The 17,943-nt window shown below is 47.8% G+C and carries 7 protein-coding genes; 1 reads left to right on the forward strand and 6 read right to left on the reverse strand.

The window, feature by feature from the left end; genetic code table 11:
- From QUA78_RS21585 to QUA78_RS21600, 4 genes are all read right to left on the reverse strand, one after another.
- Positions 1-360, reverse strand: a 360-nt coding sequence (locus QUA78_RS21585; RefSeq protein WP_333301504.1) for a DUF4347 domain-containing protein, incomplete at its 3' end; no start/stop codon positions are given.
- Positions 361-962: 602 nt separating this feature from the next.
- Positions 963-4,301 (reverse strand): DUF4347 domain-containing protein, encoded by a 3,339-nt coding sequence (locus QUA78_RS21590; RefSeq protein WP_333301503.1) that lies wholly within the window; start codon positions 4,299-4,301, stop codon positions 963-965.
- Positions 4,302-5,219: 918 nt separating this feature from the next.
- Entirely contained in the window at positions 5,220-5,651 is a 432-nt protein-coding gene (locus tag QUA78_RS21595) for a DUF4347 domain-containing protein (protein WP_333301502.1), read from the reverse strand.
- A 360-nt stretch (positions 5,652-6,011) separates the two neighbouring features.
- Positions 6,012-7,499 (reverse strand): hypothetical protein, encoded by a 1,488-nt coding sequence (locus QUA78_RS21600; protein ID WP_333301501.1) that lies wholly within the window; start codon positions 7,497-7,499, stop codon positions 6,012-6,014.
- 74 nt (positions 7,500-7,573) lie between these two features.
- On the opposite strand from QUA78_RS21600, the gene QUA78_RS21605 reads away from it, so the two are divergent.
- Complete coding sequence (locus tag QUA78_RS21605; protein WP_333301500.1) at positions 7,574-9,235, forward strand: glycosyltransferase family 39 protein; 1,662 nt, start codon at positions 7,574-7,576, stop codon at positions 9,233-9,235.
- Between the two features lie 129 nt (positions 9,236-9,364).
- Here the strand turns inward: QUA78_RS21605 and QUA78_RS21610 are convergent, their stop codons facing one another.
- Both QUA78_RS21610 and QUA78_RS21615 read right to left on the reverse strand, forming a co-directional pair.
- A complete protein-coding gene (locus QUA78_RS21610; protein ID WP_333301499.1) occupies positions 9,365-13,900 on the reverse strand; it encodes a response regulator in 4,536 nt (1,511 codons plus the stop codon).
- An 889-nt stretch (positions 13,901-14,789) separates the two neighbouring features.
- The gene (locus QUA78_RS21615) at positions 14,790-17,888 is read right to left on the reverse strand and encodes an MFS transporter (RefSeq protein ID WP_333301498.1); all 3,099 of its coding nucleotides are present in this window, start codon (positions 17,886-17,888) and stop codon (positions 14,790-14,792) included.
- Positions 17,889-17,943: the final 55 nt, after the last annotated feature.

The raw sequence follows: 17,943 nt of genomic DNA on the forward strand, positions 1-17,943 counted from the left end.
AAGCACAATATCAGCTTGGTCGCTCAGCGCATTTCGCCACTCTTGCAACTGGCTTTCATATTGCGGCAAATTATCCGCATTTAACGTCGCAGAACCTAGCTGCAAGCTGCCAGAATTGCCGTGAGAAATAATGTGAACTTGGTCTACAGTTCCTCCCGCAGCAGAAATTGTTTGCAGTTTCGCAGTAATTTGCTCGACTCCGTTGCCATTTTTATCTAAAATGATGATCTCTGCGCCGGGAAGCACGCCACCCGCAAGAGTTTGATAGTCATCTAACTCGGAATCAATGAAGACAATAGATTGAGAACGAGAATTGCGGATCGCAGATTGTGAATCAATACTGGCAAAAGTTGAGTTCATTTCGCATACCCTATGAGAATGTTTGCTATTTGCTGGTAGATTCACCTTGAAAGCAGAAGGCTAGAGATGCAGTAGGCAGCCGACAGAAGGCTGAATTAAAACCTCAATTATCAATCTGGGAGATGAAACTTTAGGGAAAAATTTTATTTTTCTCCCTGCCTTAAATCCGAGACTTGTATCCATAATCACGTTTTGCTGTGTAAGGATTGCGAGTTTTCTAGCCATTAACCGCAGAGGATGTAATGTAAATATCCCTGGACGTAGAACCTCTATATTGCAGGTTTGGAATGCGCACCTTACCGATATAAGTAGCGCATCATACCATTTTGGAACCTTAGTCCTGGTAAATTCAGAAAACATATCTGCGGTTCCGAATTCCTGAGAATTGCTCTAGCTAGTACCTCATACATTCGCCTTACTTAAAACCAGGAAAGCCGCATCAAAGCTTGGTCAATTTAGCTTGTTTGCTATCGGAAAAAAATCAAAACAATCCGAAATTTAGTTATTGAGAAAGCTTGCTTTATTCGGGTGGTGCTTATAGCGCACCCTACCCGATGTTGCGCTGGTAGTAAGGTGCTTATGGTGCACCCTACCACAGGCAGTTAGATTGTTACCTGAGTGAAATCGCTAGCGGTGAGAATACCGGGCGTAACACCGTTAAGCTTAGCTAACAATTGATTGGTGTCCGTAACGCTAATCAAAGTCTGATTATTGCTAGAAGTGATGCTGAGTTGATTGAAACTCAAACCAGGATTCAACCCAATTAAATCCTCACCCTTGTGGAAATCGGTAATGATGTCGCTACCCAAACTTTGATTTAGGAAAAATACATCATTTCCCGAACCGCCAGTCAAAGTATCATCTCCAACATCGCCGGAAAGGAAATCGCTACCAGCACCGCCGCTGAAAATATCATTGCCTTTGCCACCGTACATAGTATCGTTACCGATGTCGCCGCAGAGCACATCGTTTTCATTGCCGCCTAACAGCAAGTCGTTGCCCTCACCGCCATCGAGACTGTCGTTTTCTTTGCCGCCGTAAAGCGTGTCATTTCCCAGTTGACCGAAAATTAGGTCTGCACCTTCATTGCCAAAGGCAATATCGTTGCCGTTTCCAGAATTAATGGTGTCATTTCCTAAGTTGCCTAAAATGTAGTCGTCGCCATCTTCGCCCAGCAAGATATCGTCATCTTTGCCGCCAAAAATGGTGTCGCTGCCAAGGCCGCCGGCCACTGTATCATTGCCGAGATCTCCCCTGACCAAATCGCTGCCATCAGCGCCAACCACAGTGTCATTATCTTTGCCGCCGTAGATGGTATCGTTGCCAGCGCCACCAGAGATGAAATCGCTGCCTTCATTCCCGAAGAGTGAGTCGTTATCGGCACCGCCGTCAATGTTGTCATTGCCGCCCATGCCGTAAAGAGTGTCGTTGCCGGCAAGTCCGTTAATTGACTCGTTGATGCCACCGCCCATGATGAAATCGGAACCTTCACCGCCGTTGAGAGTTTGTTGGACGGGGTTCGCGGTGATGGCAGCAACGTCGAGTTGCGGGGCGTTGAGGTCATCCAGCAGGCAAGCATCCGAGGCCGGAGTAGGAGTGGGCGCGGGCGTTGGAGTTGGCGCCGGTGGTGTCGGAGTAGGAGTGGGCGCGGGCGTCGGAGTAGGCGCCGGAGTCGGTGTCGGAGTAGGAGTGGGCGCGGGCGTCGGAGTAGGCGCCGGAGTCGGTGTCGGAGTTGGTGTCGGCGCGGGCGTCGGAGTAGGCGCCGGAGTCGGTGTCGGAGTAGGTGCCGGCGCGGGCGTCGGAGTTGGCACCGGGACGACACTACCTCCCAATTCAAAAGATCCGCTGTCCACGATCGCACCTGGAATGGTGTCGCCATCTTGAGGGCGAGTCACGCCGCGCTGATCCGTAGCGGGTGCGCCCGTAGCAATCCCTTTATCAATTGCCGGACTTCCTGTCAGCAGGGGTCTGACTAAAGCGCCGTTGATGTTTTGCAAAGGGCCGAGTAAAGGGTCTGCGATCGTCACACTTGTCGTCACCTTGGTATCGGTGTTAATCACCGGCCACTGAAAATTCCCTCCTCGATCGCTATATTGGGCGGTGACGTGTTGCTGAATGCCCCAAGGGTTTCCTCCGTTAGCCGCTGTATTGTTGGAAAGAATCGTGTTTTTGAGGGTGACATTATTGGCATCCGCGAAGATACCTCCACCAACCCAGCCGGCAGAATTATCGGCGATCGTCGTGTTGAGAATGGTTGTGGGTGCACCAAGAGTCATTGCACCGCCGAGTTTGTTGTAATCACCAGCAGCAAACGCCGTGGAGTTGCCAGAAAACGTACTGTTAGTAATCGTAGTGGGGGCATTTCGCATCCACAGGCCGCCACCTTGATTATTGGCTTTGTTGCCAGCAAAGGTGGTGTTGGCAATGGTCAATCCCTTGTTGGTGCTGTCGCTCAAAATCGTTACCGCACCACCATTTCCAGGATTTCCACCATTGGGGCTGCCTGTGAGCGCCATAACTTCGTTATTTTGGAAGGTGGTGTTTTCCAAAATTACATTGTCCTGGCTACCAGTGAACAGATAAGCTGCTCCGCCTTCGCCTCGTCCTTTGTTGTCTTGAAATACGCTTTTGGTAATTTTAATTGTGCCGGAAGGCTCGTCAGTAGAACTGGCTCTGTCTGTGTAAATTGCGCCGCCGAAACCCCTTAAAAAAGAATTGCCGTTGGGATCGTTTGGGGCGAACTGGCCTGCGGTGGTGTCGTTGCCGATGAATCGCGAGTTTTCAACTGTTAACTTGCCGTTGAGGCTATTAATTGCGCCGCCGTTAATTCCTAAGTTGTTGGTGAAGTCGCTATTAACAACGGTGAGGTTTTTATTACTTGCAAAAGCAATACCGCCAGCGCCACGTTCATCGTTGGTTGCAGTGGCTTTATTTCCGGTGAATTTACTGTCGGTAACGGTCAGGGTGTTGTTCCAGCCGCTGAAGATTGCACCGCCACCTTTATCAGCAACGTTGTTGGTAAACTGAAGGTTTTCTACGGTCATCGTTACTTCGTCAGTTGTACCGATCGCACCCCCGTTATCAGCCGTTTTTCCGTTAGTAATAATGAGGTTTTTGACTGCAAAATTGGTAGCAGTCGCAACGTTGGCATTGACAAAAAAGGCGCGGGATGCGTTGTTGCCACTGATAGTTAAACCCGCTGCGGCGGCGCCGTCAATGGTGATGTTTTTGCCAACGGGAATATCGAGTTGACCGCTGGTGAGGGTAATGGTTTGGCTGGCTAAACCTGGAGCAAAGGTAATTGTATCGCCTGCAACAGCGGTGGCGATCGCAGCCCTTAATGAACCGGGCCCGCTATCGCTATTGTTGGCTACCACGATAGTAGCTAAATCACCTTGGTAACTTGCCATCGCCTCGGGCCCCAAGGCTAAGGGAGATTCAATTTGGCCCTTAGCAAATTCTAAATTCCAGTCGCCGTCGCTGCCGGTTATGTTGGTGGAAGCGGCAACGTCAGCCCCGGTTAATTGACTGAAGCGATCGACGAAATTAGCACCTGAACCGGCCGCTACATCGCACCCGTACAGCATGATGTCTGCTTCTGGGGCTAGTGCAGTTTGCCACTTTTCCAACTGGCTTTTGTATTGCTCTATGTTATCTGAAGCCAGAGCAGTATTGCCAAGTTGTAGGCTGCCAGAATTGCCGTGAGAAATAATGTGAACCGATTCAATAGCCCCGTTAGTAGAGGCGTATTTTTGAATTTCAGAGCTGATTTGTTCGATGCCGTTTTTGGTGCTATCGAGTATTACTACCTGCTGTCCCGGCAGCACTCCCGCTGCAATTGACTCGTAATCTTCCACGCCGGAGTCAATGAAGACTAAGGAGCGCGGTGGCAGTTTTTCAAAAGAAGATTGTGAGTTAACTTGAGCGAACGTAGAACTCATATTTGAGACTCCATTAAGGGCATTATTAGTAGATACACCCCGGAGCAATCTCATCATGCTTATTTAATTATATCTTAACACCAAATTTGGATAAAATGCAATATTTAAATTTAATTTATTAAATTTATTTTTATCCTAATTTACCAGTTGGCGCTGATACTGACTGGGATTTTTGGTCGCTACCGCTGGGGAAGAGATACTCAAACTTATCGGAAAAATTTAAATAAATTCGCCTTCTACCATTCCGAGCTTTTCAGCCTGATTTGGCTAACGGTAGCCATTATTTCAGGCATTACGAAATTGTGTAGGTAATTTCTCCTTGAATAATCCCTTGAAATTATATTTATTATTTTTAATTTAAGGGCAAAATTTTAGGTATAGGCACAGGGTAGTAAGGTGTCCATAGCTGTATTTCCTGCAAAAAAAAACTTAATTATGTACAGTTTGAATAACTCTATATGCTTGGAAGCTGCTAGATTTTTGATACACCAAAATACTGATTAGAAGTTGGTTTTGTCGCATTTTTTACAACAGTCTAAACTGTCTGATATTAGGTGCCAGTTAATCGCTGGCAATCAAGTTGTTTGGGGAGCATCTCATATTTGTAAAAATACTTCTTGTGGCTCCTTCCTTCTTTCTCTTTCCTTCTTCCTCTTTCCTTCTGCCTCCTGCCTCCTGCCTCCTGCCTCAAAACTCCAATTTCTAGCTTGGTTGCAAAAGTGAGATGCTCCCAGTTGTTTGTGCGCTGGCGCTGACAGTTTGAGGACTGCCACCGTCACTACAAACGTGATTAGAATTATTCAGCGGGAGTTCATATGATTGATTGCAGGTTGAGTCAGATTAAATCGTTGATTTCGATCGCGCCTGTGTCCCCTAATTACAATTGCATTCAGACCAATCCCCCTCAATTGCATCACTCTACTTATTACCAAATAGTCGATCGCGCCCGATACCGTTGCCGAGTGTGTCGCTATCTCGATCAGCATAACACGAACCAAGTCCGCTTTTTTTACTCAGGGAACTCTCCGATTTTGACAATTGGTTTTTGTATGGTTCCAGGTAATCTGAACTGAGGATAACAGAGCCTAATTGCCGTTTGCCCGATCTACCGCCAGAAGTTGGGCGAATTTTGTAAATCTGTCCAAGGATAGAGGCATATTTTTGAAGTGTCCAAGTAATTTCCTCGATGCCGTCCGAGTTGGAGTTGAGTAAAATTACTTCTTCACCAGCCAAAATTTCCGAAACAAAATATCCACAGTCATGGATGCTGGAGGCATTGAATACAAAGCTTCTGGATGGGGCATTTCGGTATTCCGAGGCGGGAGGGTTTTCCCTTAAAGAAGTGAACATATTTCCTCCTCCAAAAGGCAGTTTAGTGGTAGATACAGCCTTGGAGTCAGAGCGTCCGAAACTGCCAGCGAGCTTGTTTATTTCGCTGATTCTTATTTTACCTATCTATCAGTTTCCCCTATTTCTGCGGCACTGCCATCCGCGATCGCACGGAATTTATATTCTGCGTGTTTTCCCTTACTTCCGGCAAGCCAGCAATTACATATCCAGCCTATATCCTATCGGTGATACCACTTTCAAAAAAGAATCCAACTGTAGGCTCGTGCTTCAAACCTCAATAGTCTTCAGTCATTCCCCATTCTTTCATCTAAAATCTAAAAGGGTATGACAGTTAGTCGATCGACCGCGACACTGCACCGCTCAAGATTCTGTGGAAGATGGCGGTTTTTTCCCTGCATTGCGAATATTAATAATCTTGTTCAGCGCCTCAAACCAAAAAGCAGCCCCCATAGAAATAGCTAGGCCGCTCAATATCCAACCAAACAATTTTGCCATCAAAGCCGGCCACAATAAATTCCCCTTGGCATCTCGTTCTAAGCTGTTCTGTTCGCTCCATCCAAAAGGCAGAGCTACCTGATCCAAAGCTCGATCGACATCCTGTTGAACTTTTGTCAGACTGGTTAAATTATTTGATTTAGTCTTAGCATTGTTTGTCACCAACTGCTGAGCGTACAAATTAACAGTCGATCGCAACATCGAATCCTTCGACAACCGATTAATAATATTAATGCTATCAGCATTAGCAGCGACAGCGATCGCAGTTCCGAGCAAAATCGCCACCCCTCTGGCATTCCGCTTGTAAACGCCAGAAGCGCGCTCCATCGATTGGTCAAACCAAATTTCAATTTCTTTCTGAAACCGCTGCAACTGCTCTTGAGTATCTCCGCCGCCTTTTTCAGCCCGCTGCGCTAAAATATAAAGGCTGCGTTTCAAAGATTCTGGCATACGGTCCAAGGTTTCTTGAATTTGTTGATAAATCGGACTCTCCTCTTTTATTTCCATAATTTCTGCTACCGTAGCTTGACTTTTTTTAACAGTATTTAACAGATTGCTGAAACTCGGTTGCAGTTGCCCTAGCAGGGCCACCCGCTCAATTGGGCTGTCAAAACGAGCCTTCACAAATGCCATCTGCCTCTGAAATTCTCTCCCTCCCAGCTCGGTTTCGGGTAGATAAACCTGAGAATCCTTAATATAAAATCCTAGCTTTTCCGACATTCGATCTAAGCTGTTGTTCAAACTTCCTAAATTGTTTTGATAATCTTCAACAACTCGATTAAACTCCGCCGTCAGCCACCCAAATTCTTGAGCAAGAATCGGTTTAGTAGAATCCGGCAAATTCAAATTTTCTCCAATCATTTGAATTTGTGCCAACTGTAAATTTTTAAATCTTTCCAATCGGGTTTTAGAGATAGAGCCGATCAAACTAGAAACCTTTAAAGTATCCAAAAGGCTAGCAGAAAAACACTCTGCTGGAATATAAGAAGGCCCGCTGGATTTATTGCCGAAAACATTTTTAGTACCCGTAACTATGTGGTAAAAATCCCCCATGCGGTGCGTAACAGAGCGGAATCCCTCTGATAAAAGCCCTTTCGCTCCCTGATTCAAATCCTTGATAATCGGATTCGCGTAAATCGAATGTGCCAACTGTCCGACTCGCTTAAATTGCAGGGGATCTTTCGCACCTTCGTTGCCGCCAGAAATCAGCACTTCGATCGATTTCTTTAAATGTTCCGCCCGCCACTGCAAAACAGTAGCAATCAGTTCCTGAATTTCCGAAGCTAGCAAGCTTAAAGTCAGGTAGATAAAGACTAAGCCAATGATAATATCTATAATTACAGGCAAATTCATGGTATTTTCCTAGTCGCAAATAACTGCTGTCTAAGTTTACCTTCAGTTTGGGACGCTCAAAACTCTCTTAACTTATGTCAGAAATCTTTCCATTCCTAGGCCGCAAACCGAAAAATCGCTGGAATGACAGCTTTACAGACAAAGTGTGGATGCTGGCTTTTCTGTTGGCTGCGGTGCTGATTTTCGGGCTGAATCTGGGCGGAGTGGCGTTGCGGGATTGGGATGAAGGCATTGCAGCGCAGGTAAGCCGCGAAATTTGGCGCGGCAACTTAAATTGGCTGTATCCGACGATCGACTCAATGCCTTATTTCAACAAACCGCCGCTGGTACACTGGCTGATCGGGCTGTGTTTTGCAGCAGGCGGTGTCAGCGAATTGACGGCGAGGTTAGTACCGGCGATGCTGACGGCCGCTTCAGTGCCCCTGCTTTACGCCATTGGCAGGGAGTTGTTTCCCAGACGGTCGATCGCCATTTTTTCGGCCCTCGTGTATCTGACGCTGCTACCGGTGGTGCGGCACGGACGTTTGGCGATGTTGGATGGGGCGGTTTTGTGTTTCTTGCTGGGGGCGATGTGGTGTTTGTTACGATCGCGCCGCGACTTGCGCTACGCTTTGGGAGCGGGGATTGGGTTCGGACTCATTTGCCTGACTAAGGGCGTCATGTTGGGGCTGCTATTGGCTGCGATCGGCTGTATTTTTTTGGTTTGGGATACCCCGCGACTCCTCACTTCTGGGTATCTTTGGGGCGGATTGGCGATCGGAACTTTCCCAGTAGCTGCTTGGTATTTTGCCCAATGGCTGCACTACGGTCAATATTTCATCAACGCTAATTTAGTTAACGAATCTTTCCGGCGCATTTCGGAACCTGTGAGCAGTCAGAAAGGCCCGCCCTGGTATTATCTTTTAGAAATTTTTAAATTAGCTTGGCCGTGGCAGTTATTTTGGCTACAAGGGCTGCGTTTGAGTTGGGAAAATCGCAGTTTTCCCGGGCCAAAATTAGTGTTGGTTTGGACTGGAGTATATCTGCTGGCTATTTCTGTGATGAATACTAAATTGCCTTGGTATGTTTTGCCAGTTTATCCAGCTTTTGCTCTAGCTGTGGGCAGCTATCTCGCTGAAGTTTGGGAGCAACTGTCGGTGCCGCCAGAGCCAGTCAAAGAGGAAGCAGAAGAACATTTTGATGCTATTTCTTTGTTGCCTCATCCCGCGATTTTCGCAGTGCTGGCTATAGTTGGTTTTGTCGGCTGCATTTACTTCAGTGGCTTAGTGCAAATTGGGAAATACATTGTGCCGAGCGAGCGAGATTTGCAGTTAATGTTGATATTTGTAGCTTTGACAATGACAATGGCGGCAGTGTTGCTGCACCGCAAAGATCGGCAGTTTATATTAGTTTTAATTTGGGGAACTTACCTGGCGCTGTTGGTATTGGTGGCTTCAGATAACTGGGTTTGGGAACTGGCCGAGGATTATCCGGTTAAGCCGATCGCCGAAATTGTCCGCACAGGAACTCCGGCCGGTCAACAGGTGTTTACTTCTCACCGCTTGGGCCGTCCATCGCTGAATTTTTACAGTCAACGCCAAGTTATTGTCGCCGACGCGCCGACGCTCAAACAGAAATGGCAATCTCTTCCTCAACCTTATTTTCTGTTAGAAAAACCAGTTTTAAAACATTTAGGTTTGGAGAATGCTGAGGTTGTCAAAACAGCGGACGATTGGGTTTTGGTAACTCGAAAGTAAGTTAATATTAACCCTCGTCTTCTTGGGACGGGTGAGATAACTTTCGATTGTCTAATGTTGCTTCAGATTGACAGCCTTACCCGGAGCGGACTTGAATTTATAAGAAATCAATGGGACACTATATAACCGCTAACAATCAACAGACTGCATTTCTATTTTCAACGCCGTTTCGACTCTTTGATACTCGGCCTCAACCTGTTCTAAAAGCGCGCAGGCCGGATCGGGTAAAGGCTGGTTCGCATTTGTTCCCATGCGGCCCATGATTTCGAGTTCCTCGCACAGCTCAAACAAGCGAAAAGCACCGAGAGTACCGCTAATCGACTTCAAAGAGTGAGCCGATCGCCGCAAAGCCAGCGGATCGGCGTTGCCCAGAGCCATAGAGATGCCTCGCAGCAGTTCGGGAGCTGTTTCGAGGTAAATCTCGATCGCCTCGTCCAAAGCTTCCACTTCTCGCAGTCCCTCTATAATCTTGGCACTCAGGGAATCGTGGCTCTCTGACAAAGCCCGATCGAGATTTGATGCACCCCAATCGACTACTGCGGGCGAATTGGGAATTGTTAGTTGTGGATTTCCCGCAACAGCCACATTCGATCCCACTTCTAATTCACTCGTTCCTCCGATATGTTCCGCCTGTGAGTTCAAACCAACAATCGGCTGCGGGCGATCGAATGCGGAGTTTGATTGAGATTTACACCCAATCAAAGCTCGCACCAACTGCTCAATTGCGATCGGCTTGCTCAAATAGTCGTCCATCCCTGCAGCCATACACTCTTCGCGATCGCCCTGCATCGCATTTGCCGTCATCGCCACAATCCAAGGCCTCGTCGATTTTCGATTTTCGATTTTCGATTTTCGATTGTTAGATTCCTCGTCAGTCGATTTTCGATTTTCGATTTTCGATTTTCGATTGTTAGATTCCTCGTCAGTCAATTTGGGATTTTGGATTCTGGATTTTCGATTATTAGATTGCTCATCAGTTGCGGAAACTTCTGATTCTCCCGTGTCATTTTCTAAAGTTAAATCTCCTGAAAATTGCTCGCGGATGCGGCGGGTAGTTTCCAGTCCGTCCATTTCCGGCATTTGCACGTCCATCAGCACCACATCGTAAGGTTGGCGGCGCAAAGCTTCGAGCACTTCGATACCGTTTCCCGCCACATCCGCGCGATACCCCATCCGCTGCAAAATTTGCAAAGCCACCTTCTGATTCACCAAATGATCGTCAGCCAACAGAATCCGCAGGGGTAAGTTCTCGGCGAGCACGGGTATGCTTTGCAAGAAAGGCCCGCTGGTGCGCTGGCCTCTAAATTCAGGTGTCTGTTCTCCAAAAATATTGATTAAAACATTGTAAAGCTGAGATTGTTTGATCGGTTTATTCAAAAAAGCAGCAAAATCTACCTCAATAGCAGGGGTGTTAATTTCTTGCCTGCCGATCGAAGTTAGCATGACTAACGGCAACTTTTCGCAATCAGGATACCGGCGAATTTGCGCTGCTAAAGTCAACCCGTCCATTTCCGGCAATTGCATATCCAAAACTGCCAAGTCAAACTCCTCTTTAGCAGCCAGCCAATCTAAAGCCAAACGAGCCGAAGCTGAAGCCCTAGCCACCATTCCCCAAGACTGAGCTTGGAGAGTCAAAATTCTGCGGTTGGTAGCATTGTCATCGACAATTAACACTCGCTTGCCAGCTAATTCAGGTTGAGAATTGCTCAAGTTAACTGGTAAGGAACTGTTGCAGCCAGAAACGATCGTGCTGAAATAAAAAGTAGAGCCAACGGATGTGGTATTTTGGCCGATCGGCTTATTGCTGAGTACCGATTTGCTATAGCAATATTTTTCGGCAATTTCGCAAGATTCTCCCCATCCCAAATCAAAAACTGCAGATCTAAAATCTGCGGGAGGATTGCCCGCCAAACTACCCATACTTTCCACCCACATCCTGCCGCCCATCATTTCGGCCAAACGCTTGCTAATTGCCAAACCCAATCCGGTACCGCCGTACTGGCGGCTCGTTGAAGAATCAACCTGGCTGAAAGATTTAAATAGCCGATCCATGCGATCGCTCGGAATGCCGATACCTGTATCTTTGACCGCAAATTGTATTTCGTATGCTTGGTTAATTGTTAGCGGTTCGCCATTAATTGCTGGCGGTTCTTTAGCGTTGGCTGCCGGCACTGAAATCTTTTTTGCAGTCACCGAAACCACCACTTCTCCAGCTTCGGTAAATTTAACAGCATTGCTGAGCAAGTTGATTAAAATTTGCCTCAAGCGGGTGCTGTCGCCGATCGCGGTTGCTGGTACTGCACGATCGATCAAGTAACCCACTTCCAGTTTTTTTTGTGCCGCCTTGGCAGCTACCAAGTCTAGAGATTCCTCTATGCAAGTGCGGATGTCAAACGGATGTTCCTCCAAGTCCAATTTGCCCGACTCAATTTTCGAGAAATCTAGAATATCGTTGATTAGCGTCAGCAAGGCATCGCCGCTGCTGCGGATAGTTTCTACAAAATCGCGCTGTTCGCGAGTTAAGCGGGTATCCAAAAGCAAACCGGTCATGCCGATGACTCCATTCATCGGAGTGCGAATTTCGTGGCTCATGGTGGCTAAAAATTCGCTTTTGGCTCTAGTAGCCGCTAGTGCTTGATCGCGAGCTTTTGCCAAATCTACGTCTGTTTGCTGGCGTTCGAGTTCGCTTCCCACCCACTGGGCCATCAGTTTCATCAACTCTCTGTCTACAACTCGGAACGGTTCAGTCACAGGAGTCGGAGAAAAGAAGCACAGAGTGCCGTAAACTTCACCTGCCACCGTGACGGGAATGCCCATGTAAGCTTCGATTTTGAAGGCTGGCTCGTCCGTGTTGAAGGACAAACCCGAAAATCTCACCGACTCAAAGTAAATCGGTTCTTTTGCCATTGCCGTAGCCACGCAGAAAGTTTTTTCCAAATCATAGATTTGTTCTTTGACGATCGACCCGTCCGGACACTCAACAGCCATTATTTGATAGTTGTCGCCTTGAATGGAGGACAAAATTCCCACGGACATACCTAACTGCCGGCATCCCATTGCCAGCAGTTCTTGGAGGCGCAAATCAAAGGTAGAGAGGTGGTTGAGCGGGTCTGTACGGGGAGCCGAAGTCACTTGGTACAAAGCTTTAATTGCAGCTTCGCTTTCTCGCAGTTCTTGTTCTGTTTGCTTGCGCACGCTGATGTCGCGGGAAATGCCGATAATTTCTTGCACTTCGCCGGTTTGGGGATCGCTGATCGTGCGGCCGGTAGTTTCAAACCAAATGTATTTGCCGTCTTTGCGGCGGATGCGGTAGCTGACGGTGTAAGTAACAGGGAGCGCCAGGACTTTCCAGTGAGCTTTGGCGATGATTTCTAAATCGTCGGGGTGGAAAAAATCGTTGGGGACACGGCCGATGAGTTCCGAAGGTTCGTATCCCAGCAAAGCGCGGCTGGCGGGCGAGACGTAAACAAACACGCCTTTGGGGTCGTGTCTGGTGATCATATCGGTTGAGTTTTCTGCCATCAACCGATAGCGGCCTTCGATTTCTAAGCGTTCGACTTGAGAATTGGTCAATGCTTCTAGCATTCGGTTGATGGTGTCGGCTAAGCTGGCGAGTTCATCTCCTCCGGCCATTTGAACGCGCAAGTCTGGGTCGCCGTTGGCTGCGATGTTGCTGACGCTGGTGCTCAAGGAAGCCAATCTCGCCAAGACTAATTTTTCTAGCAACAGCAGGGCGATCGCGCTAAATATTAAACCTACTGCCAGTATTGAGAAGGTAAACAGCTCTAAGGTAGCCTGACCTTGACGGTAGATGATTCGCTCTGTCTCTACTCGCAGCAGCAGCGCTAGGTTGCCGTGGATATCGCGAATCAGGGCGTATCCTGCGACTAAGCGGTCGCTGAGCGGCTCGACTAAAATTTCTACCGATCTGAGGTGGGAAATTTTTAGTTTGAGATTTTCCAACTCTTGCCTAGATCGAGCCATCACCTTGGCGCCCTGCCCGGAGTAGTTCGTGGCTCCCACTTTAAAATCTAAACTCGGCAATCTAAAATCCACTGACAAGTGAGTCAGTTCTGAAAGTAAACCGATTTCGCTGCTGTCGAGGTAGCGTCCCAGGATCAGCGTCCCGCGCGGTGGCCCTTGGGCGTTGCTGTTGAAGATCGGCTTTGAAGCAATCAGCAGCGTGGCTTCTGGGAGGGTGAGGACGCCTGTTTTGGCGGGGCCGCCAGAACCTGTCGAGGAGTCTAGCACCGCGTCCGTCAAGTGCTGTTTTAAGCTTTCGGGAATCGGGATTTGGGTTTTGGATTTCAGGTCGAAACCTTTGCTGAAGATCGTCTGACCGTTGGAGTCCAGCAGCACCAACAAGTTTAGTCTCAAGTAAACAAATGTCGAATCGACGAAATTTGACTTGACAAAATCCTCGTTATGTGTATCGACGAAAGAGTAAGTATCGTCCCAATCGGCGTAATCTTGGGCGCTGGTGTTTAAATTCGACAAGTCGTCATCTAATGCGTCCAAAGCCCGTGCGACATCCTGGCGGACGTACTGTGCCTCCAGGTTGTTAAAATCGTGCAGCAAAATGCTTGATGCAGTGGCATAGAGAACCACAATCAGACTGATCAGTGCTGCACCGATGATTAATAGTGTCTTTTTTCGGAGTTGCATGGCGTCGCCCTCCTCACGGTGCTACTAGGCAACTAGCCAGGAGAGGTTTGAGACGTAGGTTGTTTAGCATTGGCGATCGCAGGGCCTGCGTGTTTTGACTGTTGTGGGCTGACTTGGCAAAGCCCTTGGTATTTCCAAGGTATCCGGTATGTTGCCCCCCACAGTCAGTGTAGTATTTTCACAGCTTTAGTTCCCTATTATGCACAACCTAGGAGCTACCAGTTACGATCTGATGACCTACAAGTTATGACCTGACGATCGGCATTTTCAAAAGAAACGAGCGATCGAACTCAAAACAGTTCGCGTTTGATACTGACGTAGCCAGGGCAGCGGGCGGTTGGGAGAACAGGCGTGCTGGGTTGAAAACCCTAACTATTACTATACCTAAAAAATATTGAGGAGAGAGCGGACTGACGCGTCTAGTTTGGCCCGCAAAAAGGTTCTGATTCCAGGAGCTTTTTTAATTTTTGTCGTTCTCTAGCAATCCTTGCAGGAGTTGTGGAATGGGTCGAAAAGCCAATTTAGCGTCGAAGCCTAAACCCAGTTCATAACTGACAAAAAATTGCTCTAGCAGAGGTAATTAATATCCGCAGACTTTTCGTTTACATCCGAAAAAAAATAAAAAATCCGAAAATCCAAAAATTATGCTTTTCATTTTTAAATTTTAAATGAATCAAAACTGCTAATTAAGATGTATCAATTCACAGTTTGCACCATCCTCAAAAAACAGGTAGAAGCAGGTTTATCAATAACATTATACACTACCAATAACTTAAATAAACCCGTTGTTCCCACTCCCCGATAAAATCCTTTACTAACATTAGTGCCTGATATCAGTAGAAACTCACATCAGGCACTATCTGCAATCCGATCGCAACTTGAGTTTTTTTTATCGGATGACGGCTAAAGCACCGGCGCCTGCTGCTGCTGCTGCCGAGGAAAGAGCGGTGAAAAACAGCCACCAAGAGGCAACTTCTGCTGCTTTCCGGGTTTCTTCGGCTTGTTTTTCGGCTTGCACTTTGATGCTTTCGAGGCGAAGCTGCGCCTCTTGCTGCAAGCGTTCTGCTCTTTGCAAGACGCTGTTGCGGCTTCTTTCAATTTGGTCGATCAAGCGGTTGGCATCTGCTTCGGAAATGTCCTCGCGGGAACTAATTAGTGCTACTAAAGTATCGCGGTTGAAATGACCCAGCCGATCGCGCAAAGCGTCAAATCCGGCTTGCGGATCGTCAAATAACTTCCGCACGTCCCGCGTAATGCCTTCGTAGTTGAGTTCAGGGCGATCGAGCGAATTGAGGTAATCCCGAATTTTTCCGAGAATCCCGTCAATAATCGACTGAATACCCTCCTGTATTTTCTGAATTTGGAGTTGGAACTCGTCGCGTACCGACAAAATTCCATCGACAATGCGATTGGCTTCTGCTTCAGAAATATCCGGCCGCTGAGACAGCAGAGAAACAACTGTAGCTCGATCGATGTGTGACAAGCGCTCGCCCAAACTGTAAGCGCCGACTTTCGGGTCGTGCAGCAGCAGTTGCAAGTCGCGCTTGATGGCTTCGGGATTTAATTCATCCTTGCCCGTATTGCGCAAATAATCTTCTAAAACACTCTGAAAATCCTGCACTTGGCTTTGCATCCGCTTTGCCAAACGGCGCGGCGCTTTCACAATCGAGCCGAGAGTTTCCTGCACTTGGTCGATAACTTGATTGACTTGTTCCTCGCTCAAATCTTGTCTCTGAGAAAGCAGTTTTACCAAAGTATCGCGATCGACTTGAGACAGGCGACCGCGCAGCGCTAAAGCTCCTTCTTTGGGATTTTCCAGCAGTTTTGTCAAATCCCGCTTAATCCCTTCAGGATTGAGTTCTGATTTGCCAGTATTGCGCAGGTAATCTGCAAGGGCGGTGGTGGTATTGTCGTACTGATCCTTAGCTTTTTCGGCTAACTTTTGCGGCGCGTGCAGCGCGCTGTGCCAAGTTTCTTCGGCGCTGTCGAGAAGCTGATTTACTTGGTCTTCGCTGAGGTCTTTCCGCTGAGATAGCAATTTTACCAAAGTTTCGCGATCGAACCTAGAAGCTCTAGCTCTCAGCGCCCACATTCCCGCTTCCGGGTTGTCCAGCAGCGTTTTCAAATCGCGCTTGATGCCTTCGGGATTGAGTTCTTCTTTGCCCGTAGACTTCAAGTATTCTTGCACTCTTTGCCACTGGTTGTCTAGTCGGACTTGCGCTGCTTCTTGCAGACCTTTAGCATCTGCTAAAACTACATCTCGCGTCCTTTCCAACTCTTGAACAATCTGTTCTACTTCCTGAAATCCGAAGTTTTCGCGGCCTCTGAGAATTTGCACGAAACTGTCGCGGGTGTAAGGAGAAAGCCGATCGCGCAACTGTTCGTAAGTAGCGTCGGAATCCTCTAAGATTTTTTTGAAAGCGCTCCCGATACCTGATGCTGTGAGTTCCTCTTTCGGCGTCAGCTTCAAATAAGTTTCGACCCGCCACTGCAAATCGCGAGCTTTTTCTTGCTCCTCGGCAAAGATCGCGGTTTGTAAAACTCGCTGTCTAATTGCTTCTAATTCCTGGGAAATTTCTTTTATTTTGTCTTGGGTAAAAACCCCTCGGCTGGCCAGAATTTCCGCAAAATTCGCCTGTTTTAGTTTTTCTAATTCGCGGCGCACAGTTCCTGGATCGGCCGTAGGATCGTAGAGTACGTCACGAAATTCGCGCTCGATGGCTTGGGGGTTCATCTGCCACGAATAAGTATTGAGCAAGTAGTTTTCTACGTCGGCGCGAATTGGGCTGTAAGTTTCGGGTTCGCCTTTGACTTGAGCGGTAATTTTATCAGTTTGCTGAGTAACTTTGTCTTTAGCTGCTTTGAGCTGACCGACTACTTTTTCAACATCCAAGTCTGAAATATCCGTGCGACCCAATACTATTCCCATTAAAGCATTGACTGCCATTGTCGTTGCTTGGGACATCATGGTCGGGCTTTGTCCGGAATTTTGACCGCCCAGATTGCCGAGGACTTTTTCTACCCTACTTGCCAATTTATCTGAGACCAAATCTCCCGATTTGGCAGATTTGAGATAGTCTACTAATTGGGCGATACCGTCTGATGGCTGCCCTTGTTTTCCTACTTGTTTCCAAGCATCTTGGAGTTGGTCTACAATGCGGTTTACGTCGCGTTTTGATAAGTCCGATCGCGAACTTACTAAATCTACGAGAGTTTGCCGATCGAGATTCGGCAAATTTTCGCCAGCAATTGCTTTGAGTTGGGGATCGTTGAGCAATTTTTCAAATTCGCTCCGCATCCCTTTGATGTCTAATTCCGGCGGTTTGAGGCTTTGGATGTAGTCTTCGACGTTTTCGCGCAAGCTTGTGGGGTCGATCGCGCTACCCAGTTCGTGGCCCACTGCTGCTGCTGCTGCTTTGGCTGTGGCGACGACTTGGTTGCTAGCTGCTTTTGCGCCGATAGCCGAGGCTGCGGTGCCGACAATGGCTTGAAAGCCTGATGTCGCGGTGTTGACGACGGAACCGATCAGGGAACCGACGGTAGTGGAGCTCACCCAGACGAGCATTGAGAAATAGGCTGCCCAGACGACTAAACCGACGATCGCACCTAAACCGGGACTGCTAATCAAGCTCAGCTTAACTGCTAGCAAGCAAGCAAAGAATAGGGCGATGGTGACGGTGACTAGCGTCCAAGTGCCTACCTTTCGGCCGATGTGGCGGACTGGGGGGCTGCCGCTATCCGAGTGTTGGCCGTCGTCGTGGGATTGTCCCATGTAGGAAAGGCCCGCGGCTACTGATAAATTTGTTAGCAAGAGTTGGAAAGCGCAGGCGAGCACGACTCCAGCTATCAAGGCGATAAAAAATTGCGGCCCGGAATAGAGGAGTGCTGCGTCTTCTGCTGTGTTTGTAGTAGTCTGCTCTACTGGCACTTGGGCCAGCCAGAACCCGATGTTATACAGTTGTGGATTTATTGGCAAATTTTGATACATAGTATATTCCTCGTTAAGGGGTGGGTGCGCGCGATCGTTGGCGCGAGTTAACCAA

It is taken from the genome of Microcoleus sp. K4-B3, from assembly GCF_036704615.1.
Lineage (GTDB): Bacteria > Cyanobacteriota > Cyanobacteriia > Cyanobacteriales > Microcoleaceae > Microcoleus.

Coding starts and splice junctions, on each gene's coding strand:
- QUA78_RS21590 (WP_333301503.1), bottom strand. CDS start 4,301: ATGAGTTCTACGTTCGCTCAAGTTAACTCACAATCTTCTTTTGAAAAA.
- QUA78_RS21595 (WP_333301502.1), bottom strand. CDS start 5,651: ATGTTCACTTCTTTAAGGGAAAACCCTCCCGCCTCGGAATACCGAAAT.
- QUA78_RS21600 (WP_333301501.1), bottom strand. CDS start 7,499: ATGAATTTGCCTGTAATTATAGATATTATCATTGGCTTAGTCTTTATC.
- QUA78_RS21605 (WP_333301500.1), top strand. CDS start 7,574: ATGTCAGAAATCTTTCCATTCCTAGGCCGCAAACCGAAAAATCGCTGG.
- QUA78_RS21610 (WP_333301499.1), bottom strand. CDS start 13,900: ATGCAACTCCGAAAAAAGACACTATTAATCATCGGTGCAGCACTGATC.
- QUA78_RS21615 (WP_333301498.1), bottom strand. CDS start 17,888: ATGTATCAAAATTTGCCAATAAATCCACAACTGTATAACATCGGGTTC.